The following is a 26,995-nucleotide window of genomic DNA, read 5'->3' as shown; positions in this document are numbered from 1 at the left end:
ACCAATGGGTTAGCCTAGATTTTCTGACGTGAACAGGACGCATTGATGGATCTATCCGCAATTGTTCCCGAGCCGGACCGCCCGCCGCGGGCCGGCGACGACCATGCCGCGACCGTTGGCCTGGAAAGATGGTTGGAAGCCGCCCAATCCGCGGAGAGAGCGGCGGAGGCCGAAGCCTTCCTGGCCGCGCCCGGCGGCAAGCAGATATTGGATGCGCTGTTCGGTAACAGTCCCTTTCTGACGCAACTCGCGGTCAAGGAGGTCGGTTTTCTGCTGGACCTTCCCGACACCGGATATGTAGGCGCGCGGGACGCCATATTCGAGGGCATCCGGCAAATAAATCCCGCCGAGCCGCAGGCGGCCACGTCCAAGGCCCTGCGTATCGCCAAGCGTCAGGCAGCCTTGTTGATCGCCTTGGCGGACCTGACGGGCGCATGGAAACTGCACGAGATTACGGGAACCCTGTCCCTCCTGGCGGAACATTGTCTGAATGCCAGTGTTCGGCATGCACTCGGTTCCCTCGTTGCGAGCGGTAAAATCGACGTCGAGTTGGATGGCGATACGCTCGACAATTGCGGCTACATGCTTCTTGGCATGGGGAAATTGGGAGCCGGTGAGCTGAACTATTCCAGCGATATCGACATCATCGCCTTGTACGAGCCCGAACGGCTGAAGCCCAAGGATTCCGACCGTTTGCGCCAAGACATGGTCCGCGCCACCCAGACCATCGTCAACCTGATGCATGAGCGCACCGCGAACGGGTACGTCTTCAGAACAGATCTTCGATTGCGCCCGGACCCCGGGATGACGCCACTGGCCATGACCGTGGGCGCTGCGGAATCCTATTACGAAACAATCGGCCAGAATTGGGAACGCGCGGCCATGATCAAGGCGCGACCGGTCGCGGGCGATTGCGACCTGGGATACCGTTTCCTGGAACATATCCGACCGTTCGTCTGGCGGAAGCACCTGGATTTTGCCGCCGTTGCGGACATCCATTCCATCAAACGCCAGATCAATGCCCATCGCGGCGGTGGGCAGGTCGCCATCGAAGGGCACAACGTGAAGCTCGGCCGCGGCGGCATTCGGGAGATCGAGTTTTTCGCCCAGACCCAACAACTGATCTGGGGCGGGCGTACACCCAGCTTGCGCATGCGCAAGACACTTGAGGCCATTGATCAATTGGCGGAGGAAGGCCACACCACCCATGAGGCCGCCGCCCGGCTGCGAGAAAGCTATGATTTCCTGCGTACCTTGGAACATCGCTTGCAAATGGTGATGGATGAACAGACCCAGAAAATGCCCGCGACATGGGAGGGCGTTGACGCCATCGGCGTTTTCATGGGCTACGACGACGCCGATGCCTTCCGCGCCGATCTTCTTCGCCATCTGCGTCAGGTAGAGCAGGAATATTCCCAACTTTTCGAAGACGAGCCGGACCTGGGCAGCGGCGGACGGTCGCTGGTCTTCACCGGTGTCGAGGACGACCCGGAAACGGTGGAAACTTTAACCGATATGGGGTTCGAGGACGCATCCCATGTGATTGGGCGCATCCGCGTCTGGCACCATGGGCGCTATCGCTCTACCAGAAGCGAACGTGCCCGGCAGCTTCTGACCGAACTGATGCCGCGCCTGCTGGAAAGCCTCGCCGCCACGACGAACCCGATGCAAGCGTTCAACAGGTTTGACGATTTCCTGGGTGAGTTGCCGTCGGGTGTGCAGCTGCTTTCACTTTTTCATTCCAACCCGTCACTTCTGGACATGGTTTCCGAAATCATGGGCAACGCTCCGCGTTTGGCGATCTGGTTATCGCGGCATCCCTCCCTTCTCGATGGGGTGATCAGCGACGACTGGTCCACGGATGAAGCAGACCGACGCGAAATGAAACAAACGCTGGACCATGCATTGGGGCAGGCCCGGGACTTCCAGGACATACTCGATATCGTCATCCGTTGGGCAAACGACCGCCGGTTCCAGACCGGTGTCGAATTGCTGCAAGGGCGCCGCACGGGTGAAGAGGCCGGTCCAATTCTGACATCAGTGGCGGAAACGGCGGTCGGTGCCCTGACAGAATCCGTGACCCGGGAATTCCGCGACCCCCATGGCGGCTGGCCTGGCGAAAGCGCTGAGGGCGAAACGGGACTGGCTGTTCTTGCCTTCGGCAAGTTGGGCGGGCGGGAAATGGCGCCAATGTCCGACTTGGACTTGGTTTTCGTCTACAACGTGCCCGCGGATATTGACGGGTCCGACGGGACACGCGCGCTGACCCCCATGGTCTATTTCTCACGCCTCGGCCAACGCTTGGTCACGGCTATCACCTCACAAACCGGCGAAGGGAACCTCTACGAAGTCGACACAAGACTTCGGCCCAATGGTCGGTCGGGGCCGGTATGCACCCAATTCGATGGATTCAAGAACTACTATCAGGGCGAGGCCTGGACCTGGGAATTCATGGCACTGACACGCGCGCGGACGATTTACGGCCCAGCCGGTTTGCAAACGGTACTAACCCGGATCATCGAAGACGCCATCCGGCAGCCGCGTGACGCAAAGGCACTTGTCCGCGATGTCGACACCATGCGCCAGCGGATCCGCAAACAGTATCCCGGTGACAAACCTTGGGAAATCAAACACCGGCACGGTGGCTTGGTCGATATCGAATTCATCTCCCAGTATCTGCAATTGCGGTACGCAGCGGAGGGGAAGGACATACTTTCCACCAATACCGGCACTGCCTTGGTAAAGTTGGCGGATGCCGGCTATCTGGACGATACGGTCGCGGAAGAGCTTCGATCCGCCTTGCGATTATGGCGGAACCTTCAGGCGGCTATTCGCCTGACCGCACAAGAAGGATTGGACGAAGAAAAAGCACCCGACGGGCAAAAAGCGCTGTTGGCCCATTGCGGCGGTTTTGAGGACTTCCCTTCCTTGCGAGCCCATATCGCCGAGGTGGCGGAGACAGTTCAGCAACGTTACCAGGAGATCATCGCCGAGCCGGCCGAACAGGCACGGGTGGAATTAGGGGCCGGCGACGGGTCCCAGGGCGAGTTCGGCGATCCGGGTCACAGCTCGGGAAAAACCTGATTGATCAGATCCTCGCCGGCAAAAAGCCGGCGGGCGTTCTCGGCAACGATCTTGAATCGGCGCTCGATCAAACCATCCGTCCAGCCGGAGCAATGGGGCGTCATCACGACGTTGTCCAAGTCCCAGAAGGGGCAGGCCGACGGTTTGACGTTCTGGTTTTCGGTCGTCGGATAGTCCCACCACGTATCCAGCACCGCACCGCCGATCCGTCCCTGGGCCAAGGCATCGTAAAGCGGCTTTTCCGCCACGATCTTGCCGCGTGCCACATTGATCAGGATGGCCGAAGGCTTCATCGCCCCAATCAGGTCCACATCGAACATGGCTTCGGTTTCGTCATTGAGGGGACAGGCGATCAGCACGAAATCGGCATCGCCGATCATTTGCTTCATGCTGTCATAGCCGGCCATTTTGTCCGGTTTGGGGGTCATCGCGCGCGGGGTCCGCGTCACCGCTTCAATCCGGACACCAAAAGGCCGGGCCCGTTCCGCAACCGCTTGACCGATCGTGCCATAGCCGATGCTCAGCAGGGTCTTGCCGCTCAACTCGCCACGTGTCGGCGCGCCAAGACGCGGGGTGTCTTCCCAGTTCAAACCGTCCTTGAACTTGCGGCTGCGGGCATCGAGGTCGATCACCGAGCGCAGCATCCCGGCCAGCACGTATTCGCCGATCCCGATATGGTGTTCGAAGACATTGCAGACACGCGTCCCAGGCGGCAGGGCATCGAATTCGATCGAATCGAGCCCCGCATTCGGCGCATGCAACATTTCCAGCTTGGGGGACGAGGGGAATTCCGCACGATAGGCGGGAGAGACAATCATCCGGGCCGCGGCGAATTTAGCGGCAACCGCTTCCTTGTCGGGATCGTTCAGCATTACAGCATCGACCGGGATCTTCCCGCCCAACTCGCGCTCAACGACGGATTGTCCGGCCTGTGCCACCGACCCTACCAGCAAGACTGTCATGCGATTTTCCCTCTTCTCGTCTTATACCCGCAAATTGCGGCCGCCATGATCTTTGCGGCTAGACTAAGCCTTCGTCGGAACCCCGGAAAGGTCCCGCAGCGAAAAGCACCCTGGCCGAATATGCCCAACTGATACGCCCTAGTGCCGATCCGATGATTGATCGACGGCGTATCAATCCTGTAACTCTGTATGCGAAAACATAAACACCGACAGGAGACCCGCCATGGCGCTGCAAGAAGGCGACACCGCCCCGAATTTCACCCTGCCGACCGATGGCGGTGGGTCCGTCACGCTGGCCGATCTCAAAGGATCGCCGGTCGTCGTCTATTTCTATCCCAAGGACAACACACCGGGCTGCACAACCGAAGCGAAGGACTTCCGAGATCTGAAAGGTGATTTCGACAAAATCGGCGCAACGATCATCGGGATCAGCAAGGACTCCGTAAAAAAGCACGACAACTTCAAGGCCAAGCAGGAATTGAACTTTGCCCTCGCCTCCGACGAAGGCTCGGATGTCTGCGAAAAGTTCGGCGCTTGGGGCGTGAAGAAGATGTACGGCAAGGAATTCGAAGGAATTATCCGGTCCACCTACCTGATCGGGCCCGACGGCAAGGTCGCAAAGGCTTGGCCCAAGGTAAAGGTCAACGGCCACGCACAGGAAGTGCTGGACGCCGCCAAAACACTTTGAGGCGAGAGGCCTTTTGCCTGAACACCAAAGCCTGACCGCCTTGGCGGTATCCGCACTTGAAACGACGGACCCGGCGGAGAAGGCGGGCCTGACGCGCCGCTATGCGGCCATGTGGCGTGATGGGGCGGTTACTGAGGTCGGATCGGCACCGCCGCCGGACCGGCCGGGGCGCCCGGCAAAGCCGGATTTGGTCAATCCCGGCAAGGTAAAAAAGCGCAAGATCAACCAGGGCACGGCCGGGCGCGCGGCCCTTCTGCACGCGCTTGCCCATATTGAGTTGAACGCCATCGATCTGGCCTGGGACATCGTCGCGCGTTTCGCCCCAAGCAGGCCGGAACCTCCCAAAGCGTTCCTGGACGATTGGGTTCAAGTGGCGGATGACGAAGCGAAGCATTTCTTGCTTCTAGCCGAACGGCTGGAAGAACTGGGCAGCGCCTATGGCGACCTGCCGGCGCATGACGGTTTGTGGCAGGCCTCCAGGGACACGGCCCATGATCTGCTGACACGGCTGGCCATCGTGCCGCTGGTATTGGAAGCGCGTGGGTTGGACGTCACCCCGGCAATGATCGCGAAATTGCGGGCCGCGGGCGACGACGACAGCGCGGACCGTTTGCAGATCATCCATGATGACGAAATCACCCACGTGGCCGCGGGCAAGCGGTGGTTCGATTGGTTGTGCCTGCATCGGGGCCAGGACCCCGCAGAGACTTGGCGGGACCTTGTCAGCGCCAATTTCAAGGGCATGCTGAAGCCGCCTTTCAATGAAGACAGCCGGACAAAAGCCGGCATGCCGCCCGACTTCTACGGCGCCCTGGTCTGAAAAATCTGAAAACCGAAAACCGCTGGGGCGTCAGGCACCTTGCCGGGCGAAACGGCTGCGTTCGCGGCGGCTTGCGCGGCGGGCAGCCCGGGTTTCATGCCGACGACGCACAAAGCGCAGCGACCAGAAATACCCCGCGACAGCCAAGCCCACGGCCCAAGGCACACATCCCAGAAACAGCGGCAGGCCGAACGCATCCAAGACACTGATCGTGCCGTACCAGAATTCCTGCAACGCGCTGGCATCGGTATGTGCCGCGAGCAGTTCATGCAGCCGTGTGGTGAAGGCTTCGTAACCCAGCGGTTCGTCCCAACGGCCCAACATGATCTGGCCGGTCAGAACGAAGCCGTAATAGATCGGCCCCAGCGTGAAGACATTGGTGGTCCAGATCCAGGCCATGGCCACGATCAGATTGAAGTCCCAGCGCGGAACGAACGCACGGACGAAGGACCAGAAAGCCAGGATCACGGCCAATTGTACGCCGACCAAGGGCGTGAACGCGAAGAAGATACCGAACAATACACCGCGCGCCGCGAATTCAGGCGGGCGTTTGTTGGAGAACATAGGCACGACCAGGCGACGTCGCAGCATTCGCGCGAAGTTCCTGCTTTTACGACCTAGCCAACTTCTATTCACGGAAACCGTACCTGGACAGACACCACATTGCTCCCAGTCTCGGAAAGAGAACACGCGGTTAGGCCCCTACGCCACGCTATCCATACCAGAGACAGGTTAAACAATAGTGATAAATGACGACCCGTCCACACTTGGTCACGAGCATTTAACTGGAATCGTATCATAAAGCTTTTTCCCGCCCCTGCGCTGGCGGTATCCCCGTTGCCACTATATCAAGAGCATCATGTCAAACGCCCCCATTTCCGGCGGTGACCAAGCCCCGCAGGAGCACGGCTTTGCCGGGTTCAGCGAACGTCAGGTCGCCTATGCTCTTTTGCTGACCGCGCCCGCGATGTTCGGCGCCAACATGCTTGTCGCGCGTTGGATGGCCGATACCGCGCCCCCTGTCGCCTTGGCCTTCTGGCGGTGGTTCGGCGTGCTGATCCTGATGCTGATGATCCGCGGCCCGAAACTATGGCAGCATCGCCATGACGTTAGGCGGGAATGGAAGGATCTGTTAGTTCTTGGCGCCTTGGGGATGGGGATCTGTGGCGCTTTCGTCTATATCGGCGCGGAAACGACGACGGCTACCAATATCGGTCTACTCTATGCTTCAGCCCCGGTGATGATCGTTTTTCTGGCGTGGAGGTTTTACGGCGAACGCCTGACGGCCGTTCAGGTGGTCGGCGGGCTGATCTCCCTTGCGGGGGTGCTTTGGATTATCGCACGCGGAGACTTGAGCGCTTTCAAGAACCTGCAATTCACCATCGGCGACCTTTGGATCATGGGGGCGGTCGCCGGATGGGCAATCTACGCGATCATGATGAAGTACCGGCCAAGCGCGATGGGCATGATGACCCGGTTCACCGCGATCTGCGGCGCCGGCACACTTCTTTTGGCACCGTTCTATGTTTGGGAAACGCTGACCATCAAACCGATGCCTATGACGCAGGACGGTATCACGGCGATTGTCTTGCTGATCCTGTTGCCGGGTTTCGGTGCATATCAGGCCTATGCCAAGGCACAAGCGGTCCTGGGTGCCGCACGCGGCAGCCTGATCCTGTATATGGGACCGGTTTATGTCGCCTTTCTCGCTTGGTTCTTTTTGGGGGAGACCTTGCAGAGTTATCATCTGATCGGTGCTGCGCTTGTCCTGCCGGGGATTTACCTGGCCAACCGGCGACCCAAATCATAATAGCCGGGCCGAAAGGCAAACCGGCGACACCGCAAGGGGAGGTTCACCATGCTGTTCAACGGTTTCGAGCAAAAGCGTATCGAAGCACCAGAAACGGAAATCAATTTGCGTATCGGCGGCGACGGGCCGCCCTTATTGCTGTTGCACGGCTACCCTCAGACCCATGCAATGTGGCACAAGGTGGCGCCGAAACTGGCTGAACACTTCACCGTCGTCACACCTGACCTGCGGGGCTATGGCGACAGCGGTAAGCCCGAAACAACGCCCGACCATTACCCCTATTCCAAGCGCGCAAGCGCCGCCGATCTGGTCGCTGTGATGCAGGCCCTTGGATTCGAGGAATTTTTGCTGGCCGGGCATGACCGCGGTGGGCGTGTCGCGCACCGGCTAACGCTGGACCATCCGGACCGGGTCCGGCGTCTTGCGGTGCTCGACATCGTGCCGACCCACAAGATCTTTTCCGACTCGCATCAGGGAATCGCGATGGCCTATTACCATTGGTTCTTCCTGGCGCAGCCCAACCCGCTGCCGGAAACGCTGATCGGCCGAGACCCGGATTTCTACTACGGTTTCAAAACCGGCAGCCTGTCCCCTCAAGGCAACAGCTATTTCGATCCGGAAGCCTATGCGGAGTATCAGCGCTGCTGGAACAACCCCGCGATGATCCTTGCGTCCTGTGAAGACTATCGCGCGGCGGCCACCATCGATCTGGAACATGATGAGGCGGATTTGGCGACCAAGATCGCTTGTCCTCTTCTCGCGATCTGGGGTGGGGCCGCGGTGATGGAAGCGCAATACGACGTGCTGGCCTGCTGGCGCGACCGCGCAGCCGATGTTCGCGGACAGGCGATCCCCGATTGCGGCCACTTTCTGGCGGAAGAAAAGCCGGACGAAACCGCCCGGCTCTTGCTCGATTTCTTCCTGGAGGAATAGGCTCTAGTCGATATCTTCGACCGGGCCGCTCGGGCCCCCTTCCACCTTCATCGCAAGCGCCGCTTCCAGATATTCCGACAGGTCGCCGTCCAGGACGCCTTGGGCGTTCCCCTTTTCGACCCCTGTGCGAAGGTCCTTCACCATCTGATAGGGCTGCAAGACGTATGAGCGAAGCTGATGGCCCCAACCGATATCGGTCTTTGCCTCGTGCTCCGCTTGGGCGGCCTCTTCCCGTTCGCGCAGTTCTCTTTCATAAAGGCGCGCTTCCATCATTTTCATGGCCTGCGCACGGTTTTTATGCTGCGAACGATCGTTCTGACACTGGACGACAATACCCGTGGGGATATGGGTCAGGCGGATCGCACTGTCGGTCTTGTTGACATGCTGCCCGCCGGCGCCCGAGGCGCGATAGGTGTCGACCCGCAGATCCTTATCCTCAATCTCGATTTCGATTGAATCGTCGATCTCGGGATAGACCGTGACGGAGGAGAAGCTTGTATGTCGCCGCGCGTTTGAGTCGAAGGGCGAAATACGGACCAAGCGATGAACCCCTGTTTCCGTTTTCAGCCAGCCATAGGCGTCCGGTCCTTCGATCTTCAGCGTTGCGGATTTGATGCCCGCTTCTTCACCGGGGCTTTCTTCGATGATCTGGGTTTTGTAGCCGTTTTGATCGCACCAGCGGCTATACATCCGCAACAGCATGCTGGCCCAGTCCTGGGACTCGGTGCCGCCTGCGCCTGCATGAACTTCAAGGAAGCAATTGTTGCCGTCCGCTTCACCCGACAACATGCTTGCGATCTGAAGTTTGCGCGCATTGTCGCCCAATGCGATCAGCGCGTCCTCGGCCTCGGTGACGACATCCGCATCGCCTTCGGCCTCCCCCATTTCGATCAGTTCGACATTGTCGTTCAGACCGTTCTCAAGTTCCTCGAATCCGCTGATCCGGCTATCGAGGGAGGACCGTTCACGCATCAGTTTCTGCGCTTCGGCGGCATTGTCCCAAAGGGTCGGGTCTTCGACCCTGGCATTCAGTTCAAGCAGGCGTTTCTTGGAATTCTCCAAGTCAAAGATGCCTCCTCAGCAGTTCCAATGACTGCTTGAGTTCGTCGACGACAGTCTGAATTTCAGCCCGCATGAAAACGTTTCCTCGTTGCCGATAGATCGCATGGGCGCGCGCCCACTCATCATTACCAAAGGCGTTTAGAAGATAGCGCCAAGCGTGACAAGCCCCACCATGTCGGTGAGGTGCCCCTTTCGGAGAGCCTTATTGGTCCGACTTAATGCGCGCAACGCCGCGTTCCACGACCTCGCCCAATTTATTGATTTCGGCGGTAATTTCCGACATCTCGCGCTTCGGGGCATTCTGTTCGATGAAAAGGCAAACATCCCGCGCATGTTTGAGGCCAAGATGGCCTAGCGAGGATTGCAACGCATGGGCCTTCTGAACCAAATCGTCGGTTCCGCGGACAGCGGCTGCCTGCAGCATTTCCTCAATCACCGTTTTGGTGCGCGTCACGGTTTGGTCCAGTAGCCTCATGTAATCGGCACTGCCGAGGACCTGCAACATTTCAAAGACCATTTCCTCGTCGATCTCGTCGGCCAACGGCAGGGTGGCGCTCATCGTCTGGGCATCCGAAACACGTCCACTCCCGACCAGGTTCGCCAGTTCCGCCATCAACACGTCGCGGTCGAACGGTTTGGCGATATAGCCGTCCATTCCGGCCTTGAAACAGGCGTCGACCGTGTCTTGCAGAACATCGCCGGTCATCGCGATGATCGGAATCTTCCCGGCCGCCCCCGGAAGTTCCCTGATTTTTCCGGTCGCGACGATCCCGTCCATTTCCGGCATCCGAACATCCATCAGAATGACATCGTAGGGCAGCGAGGAGGCTGCCTGAACCGCTTCCAATCCATTCCCGACGATGTCCGCCGTATGCCCGACATTCCGCACCATCTGTCCGATGACGTATTGGTTGACGTTGTTATCCTCGGCAATGAGGATCCGCATTGATTTGGCTTTCTTCTGGGCAAGTATCTGCAACGCGGAGGCCGTGTCGCTGGCAAGCTGTTCCGCATTCTCTTGTGCTTGAAGCGCCTCTTCCTCCGGCAGATCGCCCCCGCCGCCTCCCGACAACAAGCGCTTGATCGCACCGGCAAGTTTCATCGCCGAGACGGGTTGGCGCATCGTCTCATACCTTGAATCCGAAATCTTGGCTTGTGATTCCGTCCATTCGAGCAGAAGCAATGTCGGGCAAATATCCGCAGCGGATGAAGTCCCACCGTTCCGCGCCGCATGTTCCGGCATGATCATTAAATCTGATGCGGACGGATCGGGGATATCGGAAATCGCCCCGAAGACGGAAGGCGTCCCACCCCACCCCCGGACCTGCTTCGCCAATGCATTGGTGACCAGAGGTGAAAATCCGACCAGGCTGACCTGCAGCTTTTCAAGGGGGTTCGACAGGTTCAAATCGTTTTCGGCGGCACCTTCCGTTACGATGAACGGAATGGTCACGGTAAAGGTACTGCCGGAGCCGAGCTTGCTGGCCACATCCAATTCGCCGTTCATCAAAGTGGCCAGCCGCATGCAAATCGCGAGCCCAAGACCCGCGCCCTCATACCGCCGGGCCGCGCTGGAATCGACCTGTGTGAACGGATCGAACAATGTCGGCAGCGCCTGTTCCGGAATACCGATTCCGGTGTCAGTAACCGCGAAGCTTAGCGTCACCAATTCGCCGTTCCGTTTAGCGACATCAACAGCGAGATGAACACCGCCCTGCTTCGTGAATTTGATCGAATTCCCGATCAAGTTCACCAGGATTTGTCGGACCCGGCCCAGATCACCAGTCAGCCCCCGGGGAACGGATCCATCGACGGTAAAGACGACATCGATGCCCGCCTGCTGCGCGCGCGGCGATAGAATGTCGGCGATGTAGGTGAGCGAGGAATGAAGGTCGAAAGACTCTTCTTCCAATGTGACAGCACCCGCCTCGATCTTGGAAAAATCCAGAATGTCGTTGATCAGCGACAATAGATGCTGACCGGATTCCTGCACCGTCCGCACCATCTGCGCCTGGTCGCGGTCGAGGCGCGTATCTTCGAGCAAACGCGCGATACCCAGAACGCCGTTCAACGGCGTCCGGATCTCGTGACTGATAGCCGCCAGGAAACCATTCTTGGCTTCATTCGATCGTTCGGCTGACATCCGCGCCCGCCGCAACTCTGTGATGTCGACGGAGACGGACAACACCTCCAGATCACCTTTCGACCGGTTCAGGGGCAGACTGGTGGTGCGGAAGGACCGCTCCTCGCCGGCGGCCGTGCGGTAGACCGTTTCCGTGGTCACACGGTCCTGGCGCTGCTCAACCAGAGTATAAACGCTGGCCTCCGCGTCACTCTGGCCGTCACTTCGTCCCCTTCCCAATGGATCAAGACCGAGAACGAGGCTCGGCTTATCCTCCAGGAACTGACTCGCTGCCCGGTTCATGAAACCGAAATCGCCGTTCTGCTTGCGCGTGAAGACAAGTATCGGCGCCGTGTCCAAAACGGCCTGGATGAAATCCTTTTCCGACTGCAAATCTTCTTGCGCCAGCACTTGGTCTGTAACGTCGAGGCCGAAACTCAGCAGCCAATTGTTTCCGTCCAAACCATCGACGACTTCCCGGCCACGCAAAATGTGGCGCATCTGATCACCAATGGGATGAACTTCATGAATTCGGCTGGATTCTCCGGTTCTCAAAGCCTCTAAATCGAACTCTAGCGCGTTGTACACGCCATCGAAGTCAGAGACTTCGGCAATCGTTTTGCCTATAAGTTCCATGTGAGGCTTGCCGAATTGCCGTTCCAAGAACTTGTTGGCAAAAATGTATCGGGCTTCACTGTCTTTCAGCGCAAAGCCAAGAGGCAGGGCGTTGAACGCCATTGCGAACATCTTTTCCTGGGCGGAAAGCGCTTGGGCGGCCTCCCGTTCGACCGTCACGTCGAGCAAATAGAGATAGACCGCATCCTCGCCGGTTGTCGTATCTTTGCCGGCCTGCGCGATGATCCGCCACCAGCGCGCGTCGTGGTCGTCCCCAAACTTCACATCCCTCGTCAGGTAGGATTCGCCCAGGTGCACATCCAGAAACTGCTCTAATTCCGCTGCGGTGTTGTCGTCGGCTATATCGGCCAATCGGGCACCGGCCATGACACTGAACGCGTTCATCGCCGCCGTATTCAGAAAACGTATCCGGCCGTCGATGTTGCAGACGATTTCCGCGATTGGCGACACGTGGAAGGTTTCGGCAAAGGCCCGCAGCGCGTAGGCGCCGGCTTCCTTGGTCGCAGTGACACCTTCGACCGCCTCGCATATCAAGGCATCGTCACCGCGAAAACGACAGCCGGACGCGATGATACGGACGGAAACCGGCTTGCCGCCGGGATACATGGTCCAATCTTCGTCGACGACTTCACCAGCCGCGGTCCGGTCGCCATAGCCAGCAACACGCATTCTGGCCGCGGTGGACTTCAGCTCACTTTTGGGCCGCAAGGTTTCGATATCGGGAACTTGCCAGAATTCAAGAGCGGCCGTGTTCGCCCATTCGATCCGTTCACTTTTCAAGTCCCAGATCCAGATCGGCCGTTTGGACAGTTCGAGGCCGGCGAGTTGACCCTCGCTCACCTCGTTCCGGGGAACGGTTTCGATAGTCTGGTCTGTGTCGTTTCGGACAGTGTTCATTCCGCTGGAACTGCGACGGCAGAGTCTCCCAACCAATCCAGGAACTCATGATGCCACATAGGTTTGCCCAGATAATAGCCCTGCCCGATATCGCAGCCTTCTTCCTGCAACATCTGCATGACGCCCTTGGTCTCAATGCCTTCCGCCACAACGCGCATTCCCAGGTTATGGCCAAGCCCGATCATCGCCCGGGAAATAACCCGCGCCTCCTGATCTGTATCCATGCCGTGGATGAAGGTTCTATCGATTTTGACCTCTGAGAACGGCAGCCTGTGCAATTGCATCAGGCTGGAATAACCGGTGCCGAAGTCATCCATGCTGAGGTTGAACCCACGAATCCGCAATTGCGTCAGCATCGCCAACATCGCCGAGGCATCGGACATGGCCGAGGTTTCGGTGATTTCCAGGGTAATCTGATCAGTCTGCAGGCTGCTGTCGCGAACAAGCTCCGCCAACTTGTCGCTGAAGGAGCGGTCGGTCAGCGATTTTGCCGATACGTTGACCGCGACAGACAGATGAAAACCCGTATTGGACCACGACCTGCAGTCTTCAAAGGCCGTCCCGGCCACGAAATAGGTGAGGTCCGCAATCAGGGGGCCGTCTTCCGCCAATGCAATAAAATCCGCCGGTGATATCGGGCCGCGGTCCGGGTGCGTCCATCTGGCCAAGGCTTCCGCACCGACGACGCGTCCATCCTGCAACGATACTTTCGGCTGGTATGCGACTCGGAACTGACTTTCCTGGAGTCCCTTTTTTAGATCCTCCTGCCGCAACGGCGCACTAACCGTCGAAATCGACGCGAGAATATTCCCCAATTCGGAAGGCCGCAGCGGCTTGCGGACGGGGTCCAGCAATTGAAGTCCAAGGGAGGAACCGACACGCAGGGTGGAATAGAGGACTCGTTCTTCGAGACTGCTAACCAAGAGGATGGGAGCCTTGAATTCCTGACCGCTAAGATACTGCAGGACCTCTACCCCGTCTGTATCCAGCAAATTCAGGTCGAGAACGAGCAAATCGAAATCATGGAGATTGTCCTCCATGCGCAATTCGGCGGCCGAAGAGTATCCGACACAGGCAAAGCCGGCGCGCTGCGCACTCGCGGAGACAATTTCGCGGGCGATATCATCGTCATCCAGAACGATGAGCTTGCGGCTCGTCATGAAACTCTCCCAACCGGCGGGTATTTTCCCGACCGTCACCAAACGACTTACCTGACAGACGCGTCGGGTATCTTCACAGCACCCTGTTGCCTGCTAACGTCTAGCGTTGAAGGAGTTAAATATTAGTTACCGATAGTCCTTCGCTGGAACCTGGACCAAAGCCACGCCGCATTTCCAACCGTATTGTGGATGATTTTCAACCGAGCCGAGACAATAGTCACGATCAGTATAAACCCGTTGCGCTTCCCGACCCGCCGGCGGCACCGCCGGCCCCGGGCGTGGTGCCATCCACATCGGACCCGTCGATGAAAATCCCGGAACCCGAGGTGGAAGGCGCGGTACCCGGTTTGAACGCTTCCATAATGACGTTCTTCGTTCCCGGACCTGCGGAGAGACCCGTTTCCGCATCGATCCGCACCAACAAGGCGCCGGGCGGCGTGCGGAAGGGGATCGCCGGTTTGTCTTTCAATGCTTCGCCCATGAACGCTTTGAAGATCGGCGCAGCGACGGATGACCCCGTCTCTTGCCCACCCCAAGGCTGTTTACCGAGCGGTATGGGATTGTCGAACCCGACGAAGACACCGACCGCCAAATCAGGGGCGAAACCGACGAACCAGGTATCGCGGCTGTCATTCGTAGTGCCGGTCTTCCCGGCAAGCGGCTTGCCTAATGCCCGGATGCGCCGCCCGGTACCCCTCTGCACGACGCCTTCCAGCATGCTCGTTACCTGATAGGCGCTGATGGGATCGACCAGTTGAGGGCGATTGTCCGGCGGTGCCGGAACCGCCTGCCCGGTCCATTCGGTATTACGGCAAGCGGGACAGTCCCGATTGTCGTGACGGAAAACAGTCCGCCCGTCACGATCCTGGACCCTGTCTATCAGGGTCGGGGTTAGCTTCTTCCCACCGTTCACCAACATCGCGTAAGCGGTTGTGATATTCAGTAGTCGGGTTTCACCCGCGCCCAAGGCCATGGACAATTGCTTGGGCATGTCCTGCATGATGCCGAAATCCTCGACGGTCTTGACCACCGCGTCCATGCCAACGGCTTGCGCCAACCGGACGGTCATAAGGTTGCGCGACCGTTCGATCCCTACCCGCATGGGGCTGGGCCCATAGAACTTTCGAGAAAAATTCGACGGTTTCCATTTCTTGAGGCCCGGCCCTTGATCCAGCACAAAAGGGGCATCCAAGATCATGGTCGCGGGCGTGAACCCATTTTCCAGCGCTGTCAGGTATACGAAAGGCTTGATCGCGGATCCGGGCTGCCGCGTCGCCTGCGTCGCCCTGTTGAACTCGCTGTCGTCATAGCTCCAGCCGCCCTGCATCGCCAAAACGCGCCCGGTATGGGGATCGATCGCGACAATCCCGCCGTTGACCGCCGGCACTTGCCGCAGCGCATAGGTTCCCGGCGGATAAGGTTCGGGATTGCCGCCTTCCTTATCCGGCTCCTTGAACAGCACGGCTTCCACGAGGATGACATCGCCGGGCGCGACAACGTCGCCCGGTTTTTTCACCGCCGAGCCCCGCGCCTGATCGTCCAACGCTTTACGCGCCCACCGCATCTCGCCCAGCGGCAAGGTCCCCTCGGTGCCGTCCGCGAACCCCAGCTGGACCTTTTTTCCGTCCAAAGAGAGCACGACCGCAGGCTGCCAGGGGTCGATGTCAGGTGGAATCTGAGCTTCGCCGAGTGACGCTTGCCAATTTCCCTCAATGCCGATCTGCGCGACCGGCCCCCGATATCCGTGGCGACGATCATAAGCAACCAGCCCATCGCGAAGAACCGTGCGCGCGATTTCCTGCAATTCCGAGTCGAGTGTAGAGCGAACCGAAAGGCCGCCCTCGTTTACCCGGCCGATGCCGAATTGGTCGACCAATTCACGCCGCACTTCTTCCACGAAGTAGCGCGCCTCGACGGAGAGCACATCGCGCGGCGGCACAACGGTCAGCGGCGCTGCCATCGCCATACGGGCCTCTTCGTTGCTGATGAACTTATCCTTCGCCATACGGCCGATGACATAGTTCCGCCGCACGATGGCGTCGTCATAGCGATAAACGGGATGGTAGTTACGCGGCCCTTTCGCCAAGCCGGCCAGATAGGCGGCCTCTTCGATCGTCAGGTCGGCCAGCGATTTATCGAAGTAGTTCAGCGCCGCCGCGGCCACTCCGTAGGACCCGTAACCGAGATAGATCTCGTTAAGATAGAGTTCCAGAATGCGCTCTTTGCTGAGCACACGTTCTATCCGGAGCGCAAGGATCGCTTCTTTCGCCTTGCGTTCGATCGAGACTTCGTTGCTGAGCAGAAAGTTCTTCGCGACCTGTTGCGTGATGGTCGACGCGCCCACGGGACGTCCCCCGCCACGCAGCTTGATCTGGATATTCGTGACCACGGCGCGCGCCAAGGCAATGAAGTCGACGCCGGGATGGCTGAAGAAGTTTTGATCCTCCGCCGAGACGAAGGCTTGAACAACGTGCCGCGGTATCGACTTGATTGGAACGAAAACGCGGTTTTCCGTGGCATATTCGGCAATCAGGCGTCCGTCACCCGCATGCACGCGCGTAGCCGTCGGCGGTTCGTAGTCCACCAGCTGCTTGTATTCCGGCAATCCCTGACCGTAATGCCAAAACCCATACGCAACCGCCGCCACGCCCAGAAAGCAAACGAAGACGCCAATACCCAGAAGGCCCAGCAATACTCTGATCAAACGCATTTATCACCCAATGAAGTCAGACCCTGCACCGCACGCTAGGCCGCTTGGCCCGCAAAAACCACGGGTTCCACGCCGATACAACCGCATCGCGCCGATATACCGCGCGAATGTGGCAAAATTCCGAACAAAACTCGCTGTTCCTGGGAATATTAGCCGACTGCGGTTGAACTAGGAACGGCTAAGCCGGTCCTGTTGCTCAAAATAAACATCAATCGCACGGATGATGGCATCCGCGAGCCCTGCGCGGTATGCGGGTGTCCGCAGATCCTTCTCTTCCCGGCGGTTCGACAGATACCCCAACTCCACCAGGACTGAGGGCACGGTTGGCGACTTTAGGACGGCAAAGCCAGCGAAACGATGTGGCCGCCGCAGCAAAGTGACGTTGCTGCCTACATTCTTGACCAGCGATTGGGCGAATTGCCAAGACGCCTCGCTTGTCTTGCGTTGGGCCAGGTCCAGCAGGATGAACGATGTCTGATCATCGTATTCGGACAGATCATAACCGGCGAGAATGTCGGACTTGTTTTCCTTCGTCGCCAATGCGGCGGCTTCCTTGTCCGACGCCGTCTCAGACAAAGTATAAACTGAAAAGCCGCGCAAATCGGATGTGTGATGGGCATCGGCGTGGACCGAAATGAACAGGTCCGCCTCGTTCCGATGGGCAACTTCATACCGCCGCCTGAGCGGTATGTAGATATCCCGGTCACGGGTCATAATAACCCGGTATCCACCCAATGCCTGTAACCGGTCGCGCAGATCTCTCGCAAAGGCCAGTGTTATCTTCTTTTCATAGATCCCGGAAGCGCCGATTGCCCCAGGATCGACACCGCCATGGCCCGGGTCGATCACAATTGTCTTCAGACGCTTTTCGGCCTGCTCCGTCGGTTTGACGGGCGCACGAACAATGGACTGTTGCTGGGACTGCGAAGCCGCCGCCACAGCGGATTGGCGGGATGCCCAATCTTTCGATTCCACGCTACCCATCGCGGCCGCGAACTGTTGATCTGTGCTGGGTTCAAGATCAACAACCAATCTGTGGCCGGCGCCCGGTTCGGGATCGAGCCGGAAATGCGCTTTCACAACGGCCGGTTCACGCAAGTCGATGACAAACCGGCTGACGCCATGTTGGAACAGGCCGAAGCGGAACTTGCCGATCACGCCTTTCGCGACCTTTCCGGCTGATTCGTCCCCGGTTTCCCAGGCAACTTCAGGCAGGTCGATGACCACACGATAGGGATCGCGCAAGGTCAGCAGTCGATAAGGTGCCGACGCATCCAGTTCCAACACAAACCGGGTGAAACCTTGGTGCACCCCCACCCGAACGTCCGTCACTTTGCTTTGAGCATGCGCCGTGACCGCAACGCCAAAAACCGCCAGAAAAGCGGTCAGGGCGACGACGATCCGTCGAAACAGCGTTGGAACGGGTGCGGACATGGCGTCTCAAATCGATTCGATAACGGTAACGCTGCTCTTGTTTATGGTGGGATTCCCTTGTTTCTTCAATGGTTCCGACGGTCTTACCGCCAGGGAAATCCAGCTATGTCCGTTCAAATCAGGCAAACCAACCCACCCCCACGACGACCATTTGCCATACGGCAAACTGCGACAATGGTATTAAGTCTGTCATATCTATGAAAAATCGGTTTTCCTACCGGTTCGCTTTCGATAGTTTCTATCTGCGACTCTACGCCGCCAAGGGTTCCTGATGCGGTAGTGCCGCAATCCCGTTCGCGCTGAAAGGTTTTCCCTTGATTGACGCCGCCGGGATGGCACGCCGCCGCCGGTGAAACAATCCAATGGCGCTCAGCAGCTTGTTCCGTCGAGACCCGTCATAGGGTTGTTCGGAATGGGCGCTAAGCCATTGCCCGCGGCAGCGAACAGACAAGTGAACGTACAAATGATTGAAACCGTGGAGATCCAGCAAGAAACCGTCCGGCGCCAGAGATGCGGCGTTGCCGACGCCTGCGCAGGACGCCAAAGACGAAGCCATCCGCATGGTGCGGACTTCGTCACAGCCGGATCTCCCAGCAATAATCACCGCCGGCACCCGGGCTCAGACCGCGGGATGAAGGTGGCTGGAGTTAAAATTAATGGCGCGACGCATGTTGATCGACGCCACACATCCCGAAGAAACGCGGGTGGTGGCGATACATGGTAACAGGCTTGAGGAATTCGACTACGAAACAGCGACCAAGCAACAACTGAAAGGCAATATCTACCTGGCGAAAGTGACCCGGGTAGAGCCATCGTTGCAGGCCGCGTTCGTCGAATATGGCGGAAACCGTCACGGTTTCCTGGCCTTCAGTGAAATTCACCCTGACTACTACCGCATTCCGGTCGCCGACCGGATTGAGGAAGAGGACGACGGCGACGACGATGCCATCGATGTCGAGGAAAACAGCGACGACGGCAATAGTGTCGAGGAAGTCGGTGGAACCGAGGGTGCCGATGAAGCCGTCGAGGAGGCACAGCGCCGCCGTCCCCGCCTGAAACGGCAGTACAAAATTCAAGAAGTCATCAAGCGTCGGCAGGTTCTGCTGGTCCAGGTGATCAAGGAAGAGCGCGGCAATAAGGGCGCGGCCTTGACGACCTATTTGTCGCTGGCCGGCCGGTATTGCGTATTGATGCCGAACACGTCACGTGGCGGCGGCGTCAGCCGGAAGATCGCCAACCCGCAGGACCGCAAGCGTCTGAAAAGCGTACTGACGGACCTTAGCATTCCGGACGGCATGGCCGTTATCCTGCGGACCGCGGGTCAGGAACGCTCGAAGGCGGAGATCAAGCGCGATTACGAATACGTCATGCGGACCTGGGATACGATCCGTGAGACGACTTTGGGCTCTTCAGCACCGGCGTTGATCCATGAAGAGGCGAATCTGATTCGCCGCTCGATCCGCGACCTTTACACCAAGGATATCGACGAAATCCTCGTCGCCGGCGAGGAGGGATACCGCGTCGCGAAGGACTTCATGAAGGCGATGATCCCCAGTCACGCCAAGAAGGTCCAGCCGTATAAGGACGATCAAAACGTCCCGATGTTTCAGCGCTATCAGGTCGAAAGCCAGCTGAACCAGATTTTCGATCCGGTTGTTCAACTGCGCTCCGGCGGCTCCATCGTCATGCACCAGACAGAAGCGCTGGTGGCAATCGACGTCAACTCGGGCCGGGCCACCCGCGAACGCCATATCGAAGAAACGGCGCATAAGACCAACCTGGAAGCGGCCGAGGAAATCGCCCGCCAGCTTCGCCTGCGCGACCTTGCCGGTCTTGTGGTCATCGATTTCATCGATATGGAAGAAAACCGCAACGACCATTCGGTCGAACGGAAGCTGAAGGAAGCGCTGCGGCGTGACCGGGCCCGCATTCAAGTTGGCCGGATCAGCCCCTTCGGATTGCTGGAAATGTCCAGGCAGCGTCTGCGGCCGAGCCTGTTGGAGGCAATGACCGCTCCCTGCCCGACTTGCGGCGGCGTCGGCAACATTCCGTCGACCGAGTCTTCCGCCCTGCGGGTGTTGCGGTCCGTCGAAGAAGAAGGACTTCGTCGCCGTTCGCGCCAGATCACCGTACGCGTACCGCCAAGCGTGGCGCTGTATGTTCTGAACCACAAGCGCGCGACATTGGCGGAAATGGAAGAGAATTACGGCATGAATGTCGTCATCGAAACGGATGACGGCTTCATTCCGCCTCACTTCCTGCTCAGCCGCGTTGCCGGTGAAGCGGATGATACTGCCGAAACCCAACAGGTTGTTGCTGCCGAGCGCCCAGCTGCGACGGCTGCGACGGAAGAGTCTGAGGAACAAGGCCGGTCCAGCCGCCGCCGTGGACGCGGCCGTCGCCGCAAGCGGCGCTTCGAAGAGGGCGATGAGGACCAGAACGCTTCGCAGGAAGCCAATGCCGACGAAAACGACGACAGCGACGATAGCGATGACGGCGACGACGCCGAACAAAGCGATCGCCAGGCTGCCGGCGACGGTGACGGCGAACAGGGTCAGCGCAAGCGCCGCAAACGCGGTCGCCGTGGTGGCCGCAAGCGCCGCAACCAGGAAACCGATGCGCAGGCAGCGGATGGTTCGTCGGAAGACGCCGGTTCCGATGCCTCAGGTTCGGACAATAGCGGTGCCGAGAACCAGTCCGGTGAACAGGCTGAGACTACTGCGCAATCCGAACAAGTCGCGGGAGACTCCACCGCCTCGGACGGCGATGACGGTAAGGCCGACAAGCCACGCCGCCGTCGCAGTCCCCGCCGCCGTCGCGGCGCGGACAAGGGTGAGGCCGATGCCGAGAATGCTGTCGAAACCGGAGGCGATGACGTATCCGCCGTCAGCGAACAATCCACCGACTCCTCGACTGAACAGGCTGTAGAGCAGCCCGCCGAAGCGTCGGTCGAGACCGCTGAGGAAGAAAAACCGGCAAAACCGAAACGGACACGCCGACCGCGTAAGACGGCAGCAGCCAAGAAGGCCGCAGAGGCGGAAGCAACAGAGGCGGAAGCAGCGGGGCCGGAATCAGCGGACGCCGTAGCGGAAAACGTCACGCCCGCCGAACCTGCCGAACCTGCGGCCGCCGCAGAGGTCCGTGCCGAAACGCAGCCCAAAGAGGCCGTTGTTCCGGAACCGGCGGAAGAACCGGCCGCGGCAACGCCTCAACCGGCCATGCAGGAGAGCACGGCACCGGCACCCTCTGTCGAGGAAGCGGCAAACGACGCTGCCAATGCGGAGGAAGCCGAAGACCCGAACAAGCCGAAGCGCAAAGGCTGGTGGAACCGTATGATCGGATCCTAAAACAGCGGAGAACGCAGCTTTGCCTGCCAAAAGACAAAGCCCGGATGCAGCAATGCTTCCGGGCTTTTTCTTATCTCCAAGTTGGGAGGTTTCTAAGGCCGCCAGTCTTTCAGCGCCGCAGCCGCGGCCGCGATCTCCTCCGTCGTGCCGGAAAAGGAGAAGCGCATTGTCCGGTGCCCCCGCGCTTCGTCGAAATCCAGCCCCGGCGTCACCGCTGCCCCGGTCTCTTTCAGAATCCGGCTGCAAAAGGACAGGCTGTCATTCGTCATATGGCCGACATCGGCATAGAGGTAAAATGCACCATCACTGGGCGCCAAGTCCCCGAACCCGGATTGCGGCAATTCCCGAAGCAGCAAGTCCCGGTTCGCAGCGTAGCGCGCGACGTTGCTCTCCAACTCCTCCCGGCAGTCGAAGGCGGCCACCGCAGCAACCTGACTTAAAGTCGGAGGCGAGATGAAAAGGTTCTGGGCCAAACATTCCACCGGGCGCAAAAGATCTTCCGGTAAGACCAACCAACCCAAGCGCCAGCCGGTCATGGAAAAATATTTCGAAAAACTGTTCACGACGACCGCGTGATCGGCGTGCGACAAGACCGTTTCGAAACCACGGCCGTAGGAAATTCCCTGATAGATCTCGTCCGAGATCAGCCGTATGCCTGATTGTCCGCAGTACTCTGCGAGCGCCGCCATGTCCTCTTTCGAAAGCATGGTACCCGTCGGGTTGGAGGGCGAAGCGACGATCAACCCGTCGATCTTGCCGTGTTCTGCCTGCGCCTTCTCCAACAAAGCCGGAGAAGGCTGGTAGCGGTCTTCCTTGGTGGTCTCGATAATGACCGGCTTGATGCCGAGCGCGGTCAGAATATGCCGGTAACAAGGGTATCCGGGTGCGACCAGGGCGACCTTATCCCCTTGATCGAATGCAGCCAGGAAGGACAGCAGGAAACCGCCGGACGACCCCGTGGTCACCACAATACGGTCCTGCGGCACCGAAACGCCGTACTCCCGGGCATAATGGTCCGCGATGGCCGCGCGAAGCTCAGGAATACCCAGCGCGACGGTATAGCCTAGGCGGTGGTTATCCAGCGCGTCCTTGGCGGCCTGGATCACGCCTTTCGGCGCGGTCGATCCGGGTTGGCCGACTTCGAGATGGTAGACAGGGTCGCCCAGCGCCTCACGTTCAGCGGCGGCGCGCATCACTTCCATAACGATAAAGGCGGGTATTTCGCCCCGTTTTGAGGTCTTCAAAGCCACGCGTGCCCTCCCTATCGCCGATAGCCCGGCATAAGCCGCCAGCCCATCCAAGTCTGCCAAACGGTTTAGTTCGCCAAGGCGGCGAGCCCATCTCCCCGCGGGTCCGCCGACGCGGCACACCGCCGCTCCTCCGGCTGAACCGGCAAGCCGGACGGGCAAAAGGCAATGTTGATTCGCCCAAGCGCGGCCGTGCGACGAACAGGAAGCCCCAGTGACGATCCGCCCTGGGAATAGGCTTCAGGCGCATCCGCCTCAACAATGACCCCGACCGACGGCGCGAAGGTCAGCCGCGGCTCGGAGATAGCCGCCTCCAAGGACGTCCCGTCCCGGTAAGCCCGCAACGTCGTCGTCAGCAAGGCGCCAAACCCGGCCGCGCCCGTATCGCCGGCGGCGGCGAGATAGAGTTGGAACGTCCTGTCATTCGCTATGATCAACGGGCTGCCCCAATAATCGTCATAGGGCTGCCGTGCCGGGAAGAACCCCATGCCGCGCGGCATTTTGCCCAAGCCGGCCCCGCCCGTCAGTCCAATCGTGCAAGCAACCGCCAAACCTTCGCGATCCACGACAACGAACCCAGTCGACCCGCTGTCGATCGGCGGTAATCCCGGGATCGGCTTGGACGGTCCCTGTCGGTTCCCGGCAAGAAGGTTGATATGTTCCGCTGAAAGCAGGGCGTCCGCCTGTTCGGCGGTCATTTCACCGGCCTTGACCCATTTTTCGCGATCCACGAGACCGGCGATCATGGCCTTGATCACCTCGGCGCTACGGTCCGCGCTATCGCCGATCGGCCCACTTTCTTCCGCCATCAACAGACCGAAGGACTGGCCCAAAGGAACACCGCCGGCGATCGGTGGCGGCAGCACAAAAGCGCGATGCGCGCCAGCTTCCAGGCTCAGCGGTCGGCGCCACACCGGCACATAATTCTGAAACTGCTCAAGGGTGAAACCCGCCCCCAGCGCTTCATAACTGTCAAAGACTGATTTCAGCAGCGTCCCTGTATAAAGTGCGCCGGCCCCCTTGTACCGCAATTGTCCCAGAACACTGGAGAGCTCCACTTGCTGCCACTTCGAGACCCCGTCGGGAACGGTTCCGCGCGATGTTCCCAGCGCGGCCAATGCAATGGGATCGGAAGCGATGCGCCGCCATTTTTCTTCAAGATCCTTGCGGGTCGCCCGCGACGCCCGGTGACCTAATCGGGCCAATTGCTCTGCCGGCGCCAGCAAGCCGCCCCAAGCCAAGCGGCCGTACCGCGCATGCAGGGCGGCCATACCGCGCGCGAAAGTGGGCATTGCGGGCGAACCCGGCGGCGTGGCCGCATTTTTCGGCGGCAGGAAGTCCAACGCTTCCGTCAGGCCCAAATTGGCGTCATGCACCAAGCAAACCCCGTGGGAGCCAATACCCGCCCGGGCCGGCATTGTGACCCCTAGCGCGAAAGCAAGCGATACAGCCGCATCCGCGGCGCTTCCGCCAACGGTCAGCACCTCCCGCGCAGCAAGGGAGGCGTTCGGTTCATCGGATGCAACACCGCCGAAGAATCCGCCGACATATCCCTGTTCGCCCAGTCCCGGCGCTTCCCCGGAAGAACATCCCGCGAGCACCATGGCGGAACCAAGAACAGCGATGGCGCCCCCACGCCGCAACAAACGCAGAAAGGACGAAGCTGTCATCTGCCGATTGATCGGGGCATGCTGCGACACTAAGTTCGTTGAGCACATGTTTCTAATGGCACTTGCACTGGATTTCGCCATGGGCGGCTTTCGCCTCTTTCATTCTGGGCCAATTTCATTTGTAACCCGCATTTGCACTCTGTCAGCGGTCATGGCAACGGTCATGGCCGTATTTTTCGCGCTTTCGGCCCCACCCGCCAATGCCCAAGGTCTGATCCGCGACACTGAGATAGAGAACACTATTCGTGTCTATACCGCCCCAATTTTCAAGGCCGCTGGTCTGGACCCCAGTGTGGTGCGGATACATTTGGTCAACGATCCGTCCTTGAACGCCTTCGTTGCCAACGGGCAACGGATCTATATTCACACCGGCCTGTTGATGCGCGCGGAAGACCCCGGCGAGGTTATTGGCGTCCTCGCCCACGAAACCGGGCACATTACAGGCGGGCACTTAGCGCGGTTCGGCGAAGGCCTGGCCGACGCCCAGAATGCGAACCTTATTGCCCTGCTGCTTGGCATACCCGCGGCCGTGCTGACCGGCCGGGGCGACGTCGCAGCAGCGGCCCTGTCGCTGGGCAATCAAATCGGAACCCGCAAGTTTCTGAGCTATACGCGCGCCAATGAACAGGCGGCCGACCAAGCCGCAGTCGGCTTCCTGGATCAGGCCGGGATCAGTTCTCAAGGCATGCTCGAATTCATGGAGCTTCTGACCCAGGAAGAGAAGCTTTATGTGGAAAACCCCAACCCCTACACACGCACCCACCCCTTGTCGCGGGAACGCGTCGATTTCATCAGGAACCACCTGGAAAACTCCAAGTTCAAGAACTCGAAACTGGATCCGAGTTACAAGATACTTCATGAACGCATGCGCGCGAAGCTTCGGGGTTTCATCCTGCCGCCGCACCAAACCTATCAGCTTTATCCGGAATCCGACCAAAGCGTACCGGCACGGTACGCCCGCGCCATCGCCCTGATGCAGGAAAGCCAGACACCCGAAGCATTGGATGCGGTCAACGGCTTGATCGCCGACTACCCGGACGACCCGTTCTTTATTGAACTGAAAGGCGATATCCTGCGTGACGGCGCCCGGCTGGAGGAGGCCATTGAACCCTACCGGAAGGCGATAGAGATCCTTCCCTGGTCTGCCTTGATCCGCGCGAGTCTTGCGCGAACCTTGGTCGAACTAAACAATCCCGACTATGACGATGAGGCCGAGAAACAACTGCGGGAAGCGCTGCGATACGAACCTTGGATGTCGAGCGCTTGGCGTTTGTTGGCGACCGTCTATGGCCGCCGCGGCGATTTCGGTGAAGCCGCCCTGGCGCAAGCGGAGGAAGCAATCAACCAGGGCCGGAAGGACGCCGCACTCGGCCATGCCAAACGGGCTTTAGATCAACTGCCGAACGGTACGCCCGGCTGGTTGCGGGCACAGGATATAGAAGTCCAGGCCAGCCGGAAGACGGATTGAACCCGACAGGCCTAGCGGACCGGCTCGGCACACTCTTCATTTCTGTGTGAGATTGCACAGTTCCGGCAGGTAACATTTGCATCCGCTGGTTTGAAGCGGTCTAACCAAGCTTGAAATTCTTTAGAATACGGGACAGGAACTTAGCATGCCGATCTTGAAGCCGCTTCTTCGGGCCACAACGGTCATCGCCTTTCTGATCACCGGCGCCGGCGCTTTTGCGCAATCGTCGAACGACGCCGCGGGTCTGACCGAGGACCAAATCCGCACCATCGTGCGGGACTATTTGCTTGAAAACCCCGAAGTCGTGATCGATGCGATCAAAACCTACCAAGCACAGCAGAAACTGGCCGAAGAAGCACAAACGGCACAAGCCCTGGCAGCCAAGCGCGATCAGATCTTCGAGGATCCGATGGCCCCGACCAACGGTGTAACGGACGCGGATGTCACCTTGGTCGAGTTCTTCGATTATCAATGCGGCTACTGCAAGAAGGTTTTCCCCGACATCATGGCGGTGATGGAAGACGACAAGAAATTGCGCGTCGTTTTCAAGGAACTGCCAATTTTGGGACCGGAATCGGTGATCGCCGCCCGTGGCGCCATGGCGGCCCAAAAACAAGGCAAGTACATGGCCTATCATCAGGCGGTGATGGATCTGCGCGGCAAACTGTCGGAACAGCGTATCCTGCAAGCGGCGGCGGAGGCCGGGCTAGACGTTGACTTGCTGGTTAAAGACATGGAGTCGCCTGAAATCGATGATTATCTGCGCTCCAATCTGCAACTGGCGCAGGAAATTGGGGTAACCGGTACGCCCGCCATGTTTATTGGTGAGCAATTCATCCCCGGTGCGATCGATCGCCAGACGCTGATCCATTTGATTGCCGAGGAACGGAAAGCCGCCGGCAAGGCCGGCTAAGTCAAACCCCGACGCATACACTCCCCGAAAGA

At 59.2% G+C, this 26,995-nt stretch carries 18 protein-coding genes; 8 read left to right on the top strand and 10 right to left on the bottom strand.

Translation table 11 applies throughout. The features are described from left to right. Window positions 1-45 precede the first annotated feature (45 nt). Window positions 46-3,084, top strand: a complete 3,039-nt coding sequence (locus EOI86_RS01835; protein WP_127763442.1) for a bifunctional [glutamine synthetase] adenylyltransferase/[glutamine synthetase]-adenylyl-L-tyrosine phosphorylase — start codon at window positions 46-48, stop codon at window positions 3,082-3,084. On the opposite strand, the gene EOI86_RS01830 is transcribed toward EOI86_RS01835, so the two are convergent. Then, a complete protein-coding gene (locus EOI86_RS01830; protein WP_127763441.1) occupies window positions 3,063-4,046 on the bottom strand; it encodes an NAD(P)-dependent oxidoreductase in 984 nt (327 codons plus the stop codon). The genes EOI86_RS01835 and EOI86_RS01830 overlap by 22 nt on opposite strands. Before the next feature lie 223 nt (window positions 4,047-4,269). Here EOI86_RS01830 and bcp point away from each other — a divergent pair, with 223 nt between their 5' ends. Both bcp and EOI86_RS01820 read left to right on the top strand, forming a co-directional pair. After that, window positions 4,270-4,734: a thioredoxin-dependent thiol peroxidase gene (gene bcp, locus EOI86_RS01825; RefSeq protein ID WP_127763440.1), complete on the top strand. Its 465-nt coding sequence runs from the start codon at window positions 4,270-4,272 to the stop codon at window positions 4,732-4,734. 13 nt (window positions 4,735-4,747) lie between these two features. Continuing rightward, complete coding sequence (locus EOI86_RS01820) at window positions 4,748-5,554, top strand: ferritin-like domain-containing protein (RefSeq protein ID WP_127763439.1); 807 nt, start codon at window positions 4,748-4,750, stop codon at window positions 5,552-5,554. A 30-nt stretch (window positions 5,555-5,584) separates the two neighbouring features. Here EOI86_RS01820 and EOI86_RS01815 read toward each other — a convergent pair whose 3' ends face one another. Then, window positions 5,585-6,145 (bottom strand): DUF2062 domain-containing protein, encoded by a 561-nt coding sequence (locus tag EOI86_RS01815; protein WP_127763438.1) that lies wholly within the window; start codon window positions 6,143-6,145, stop codon window positions 5,585-5,587. Window positions 6,146-6,413: 268 nt separating this feature from the next. Here EOI86_RS01815 and EOI86_RS01810 point away from each other — a divergent pair, with 268 nt between their 5' ends. Continuing rightward, entirely contained in the window at window positions 6,414-7,364 is a 951-nt protein-coding gene (locus tag EOI86_RS01810) for a DMT family transporter (protein WP_127763437.1), read from the top strand. Window positions 7,365-7,412: 48 nt separating this feature from the next. Continuing rightward, a complete protein-coding gene (locus EOI86_RS01805; RefSeq protein WP_127763436.1) occupies window positions 7,413-8,297 on the top strand; it encodes an alpha/beta fold hydrolase in 885 nt (294 codons plus the stop codon). Window positions 8,298-8,300: 3 nt separating this feature from the next. Here the strand turns inward: EOI86_RS01805 and prfB are convergent. From prfB to EOI86_RS01775, 6 genes are all read right to left on the bottom strand, one after another. Then, window positions 8,301-9,432 (bottom strand): peptide chain release factor 2 gene (gene prfB / locus EOI86_RS01800; RefSeq protein WP_127763435.1). Its coding sequence is split into 2 segments (ribosomal slippage): window positions 8,301-9,362 and window positions 9,364-9,432, totalling 1,131 coding nucleotides; the frame shifts between segments, so codons are not numbered across the junction. A gap of 129 nt (window positions 9,433-9,561) precedes the next feature. Continuing rightward, window positions 9,562-12,957: a PAS domain-containing hybrid sensor histidine kinase/response regulator gene (locus tag EOI86_RS01795; protein WP_161973655.1), complete on the bottom strand. Its 3,396-nt coding sequence runs from the start codon at window positions 12,955-12,957 to the stop codon at window positions 9,562-9,564. A 53-nt stretch (window positions 12,958-13,010) separates the two neighbouring features. Then, on the bottom strand, window positions 13,011-14,174 hold the full coding sequence (locus EOI86_RS01790) for a GGDEF/EAL domain-containing response regulator (RefSeq protein WP_127763433.1): 1,164 nt from the start codon (window positions 14,172-14,174) through the stop codon (window positions 13,011-13,013). A gap of 223 nt (window positions 14,175-14,397) precedes the next feature. Continuing rightward, entirely contained in the window at window positions 14,398-16,884 is a 2,487-nt protein-coding gene (locus EOI86_RS01785) for a penicillin-binding protein 1A (RefSeq protein ID WP_127763432.1), read from the bottom strand. A gap of 168 nt (window positions 16,885-17,052) precedes the next feature. Beyond that, window positions 17,053-18,318, bottom strand: coding sequence for an N-acetylmuramoyl-L-alanine amidase (locus EOI86_RS01780; protein WP_127763431.1), 1,266 nt, complete (start codon window positions 18,316-18,318; stop codon window positions 17,053-17,055). 250 nt (window positions 18,319-18,568) lie between these two features. After that, window positions 18,569-18,922 carry a hypothetical protein gene (locus EOI86_RS01775; RefSeq protein WP_127763430.1) on the bottom strand — a complete coding sequence of 118 codons (354 nt, stop codon included), beginning with the start codon at window positions 18,920-18,922 and terminating at the stop codon, window positions 18,569-18,571. A 52-nt stretch (window positions 18,923-18,974) separates the two neighbouring features. Here EOI86_RS01775 and EOI86_RS01770 point away from each other — a divergent pair, with 52 nt between their 5' ends. Next, window positions 18,975-21,665 (top strand): Rne/Rng family ribonuclease, encoded by a 2,691-nt coding sequence (locus EOI86_RS01770; protein WP_127763429.1) that lies wholly within the window; start codon window positions 18,975-18,977, stop codon window positions 21,663-21,665. A gap of 92 nt (window positions 21,666-21,757) precedes the next feature. Here EOI86_RS01770 and EOI86_RS01765 read toward each other — a convergent pair whose 3' ends face one another. Together EOI86_RS01765 and EOI86_RS01760 are read right to left on the bottom strand one after the other, a co-directional pair. Then, the gene (locus EOI86_RS01765) at window positions 21,758-22,915 is read right to left on the bottom strand and encodes a pyridoxal phosphate-dependent aminotransferase (RefSeq protein WP_240035550.1); all 1,158 of its coding nucleotides are present in this window, start codon (window positions 22,913-22,915) and stop codon (window positions 21,758-21,760) included. 65 nt (window positions 22,916-22,980) lie between these two features. Next, a complete protein-coding gene (locus tag EOI86_RS01760; protein ID WP_161973654.1) occupies window positions 22,981-24,582 on the bottom strand; it encodes a gamma-glutamyltransferase in 1,602 nt (533 codons plus the stop codon). A 163-nt stretch (window positions 24,583-24,745) separates the two neighbouring features. On the opposite strand from EOI86_RS01760, the gene EOI86_RS01755 reads away from it, so the two are divergent. Both EOI86_RS01755 and EOI86_RS01750 read left to right on the top strand, forming a co-directional pair. After that, window positions 24,746-26,050: a M48 family metalloprotease gene (locus EOI86_RS01755; RefSeq protein WP_161973653.1), complete on the top strand. Its 1,305-nt coding sequence runs from the start codon at window positions 24,746-24,748 to the stop codon at window positions 26,048-26,050. A gap of 145 nt (window positions 26,051-26,195) precedes the next feature. Further along, complete coding sequence (locus EOI86_RS01750; RefSeq protein WP_127763426.1) at window positions 26,196-26,963, top strand: DsbA family protein; 768 nt, start codon at window positions 26,196-26,198, stop codon at window positions 26,961-26,963. Window positions 26,964-26,995: the final 32 nt, after the last annotated feature.

The organism is Hwanghaeella grinnelliae, assembly GCF_004005845.1.
In the GTDB taxonomy this organism is placed as follows: domain Bacteria; phylum Pseudomonadota; class Alphaproteobacteria; order UBA8366; family Aestuariispiraceae; genus Hwanghaeella; species Hwanghaeella grinnelliae.
This window is presented reverse-complemented; position numbering and strand designations above follow the sequence as displayed.

Bases quoted from the DNA above. Each gene is read 5' to 3' on its own strand.
- EOI86_RS01835 (WP_127763442.1), top strand. From the start codon at position 46: ATGGATCTATCCGCAATTGTTCCCGAGCCGGACCGCCCGCCGCGGGCC.
- EOI86_RS01830 (WP_127763441.1), bottom strand. From the start codon at position 4,046: ATGACAGTCTTGCTGGTAGGGTCGGTGGCACAGGCCGGACAATCCGTC.
- bcp (WP_127763440.1), top strand. From the start codon at position 4,270: ATGGCGCTGCAAGAAGGCGACACCGCCCCGAATTTCACCCTGCCGACC.
- EOI86_RS01815 (WP_127763438.1), bottom strand. From the start codon at position 6,145: ATGCTGCGACGTCGCCTGGTCGTGCCTATGTTCTCCAACAAACGCCCG.
- EOI86_RS01810 (WP_127763437.1), top strand. From the start codon at position 6,414: ATGTCAAACGCCCCCATTTCCGGCGGTGACCAAGCCCCGCAGGAGCAC.
- EOI86_RS01805 (WP_127763436.1), top strand. From the start codon at position 7,413: ATGCTGTTCAACGGTTTCGAGCAAAAGCGTATCGAAGCACCAGAAACG.
- EOI86_RS01790 (WP_127763433.1), bottom strand. From the start codon at position 14,174: ATGACGAGCCGCAAGCTCATCGTTCTGGATGACGATGATATCGCCCGC.
- EOI86_RS01785 (WP_127763432.1), bottom strand. From the start codon at position 16,884: ATGCGTTTGATCAGAGTATTGCTGGGCCTTCTGGGTATTGGCGTCTTC.
- EOI86_RS01780 (WP_127763431.1), bottom strand. From the start codon at position 18,318: ATGTCCGCACCCGTTCCAACGCTGTTTCGACGGATCGTCGTCGCCCTG.
- EOI86_RS01770 (WP_127763429.1), top strand. From the start codon at position 18,975: ATGGCGCGACGCATGTTGATCGACGCCACACATCCCGAAGAAACGCGG.
- EOI86_RS01760 (WP_161973654.1), bottom strand. From the start codon at position 24,582: ATGACAGCTTCGTCCTTTCTGCGTTTGTTGCGGCGTGGGGGCGCCATC.
- EOI86_RS01755 (WP_161973653.1), top strand. From the start codon at position 24,746: ATGGCCGTATTTTTCGCGCTTTCGGCCCCACCCGCCAATGCCCAAGGT.
- EOI86_RS01750 (WP_127763426.1), top strand. From the start codon at position 26,196: ATGCCGATCTTGAAGCCGCTTCTTCGGGCCACAACGGTCATCGCCTTT.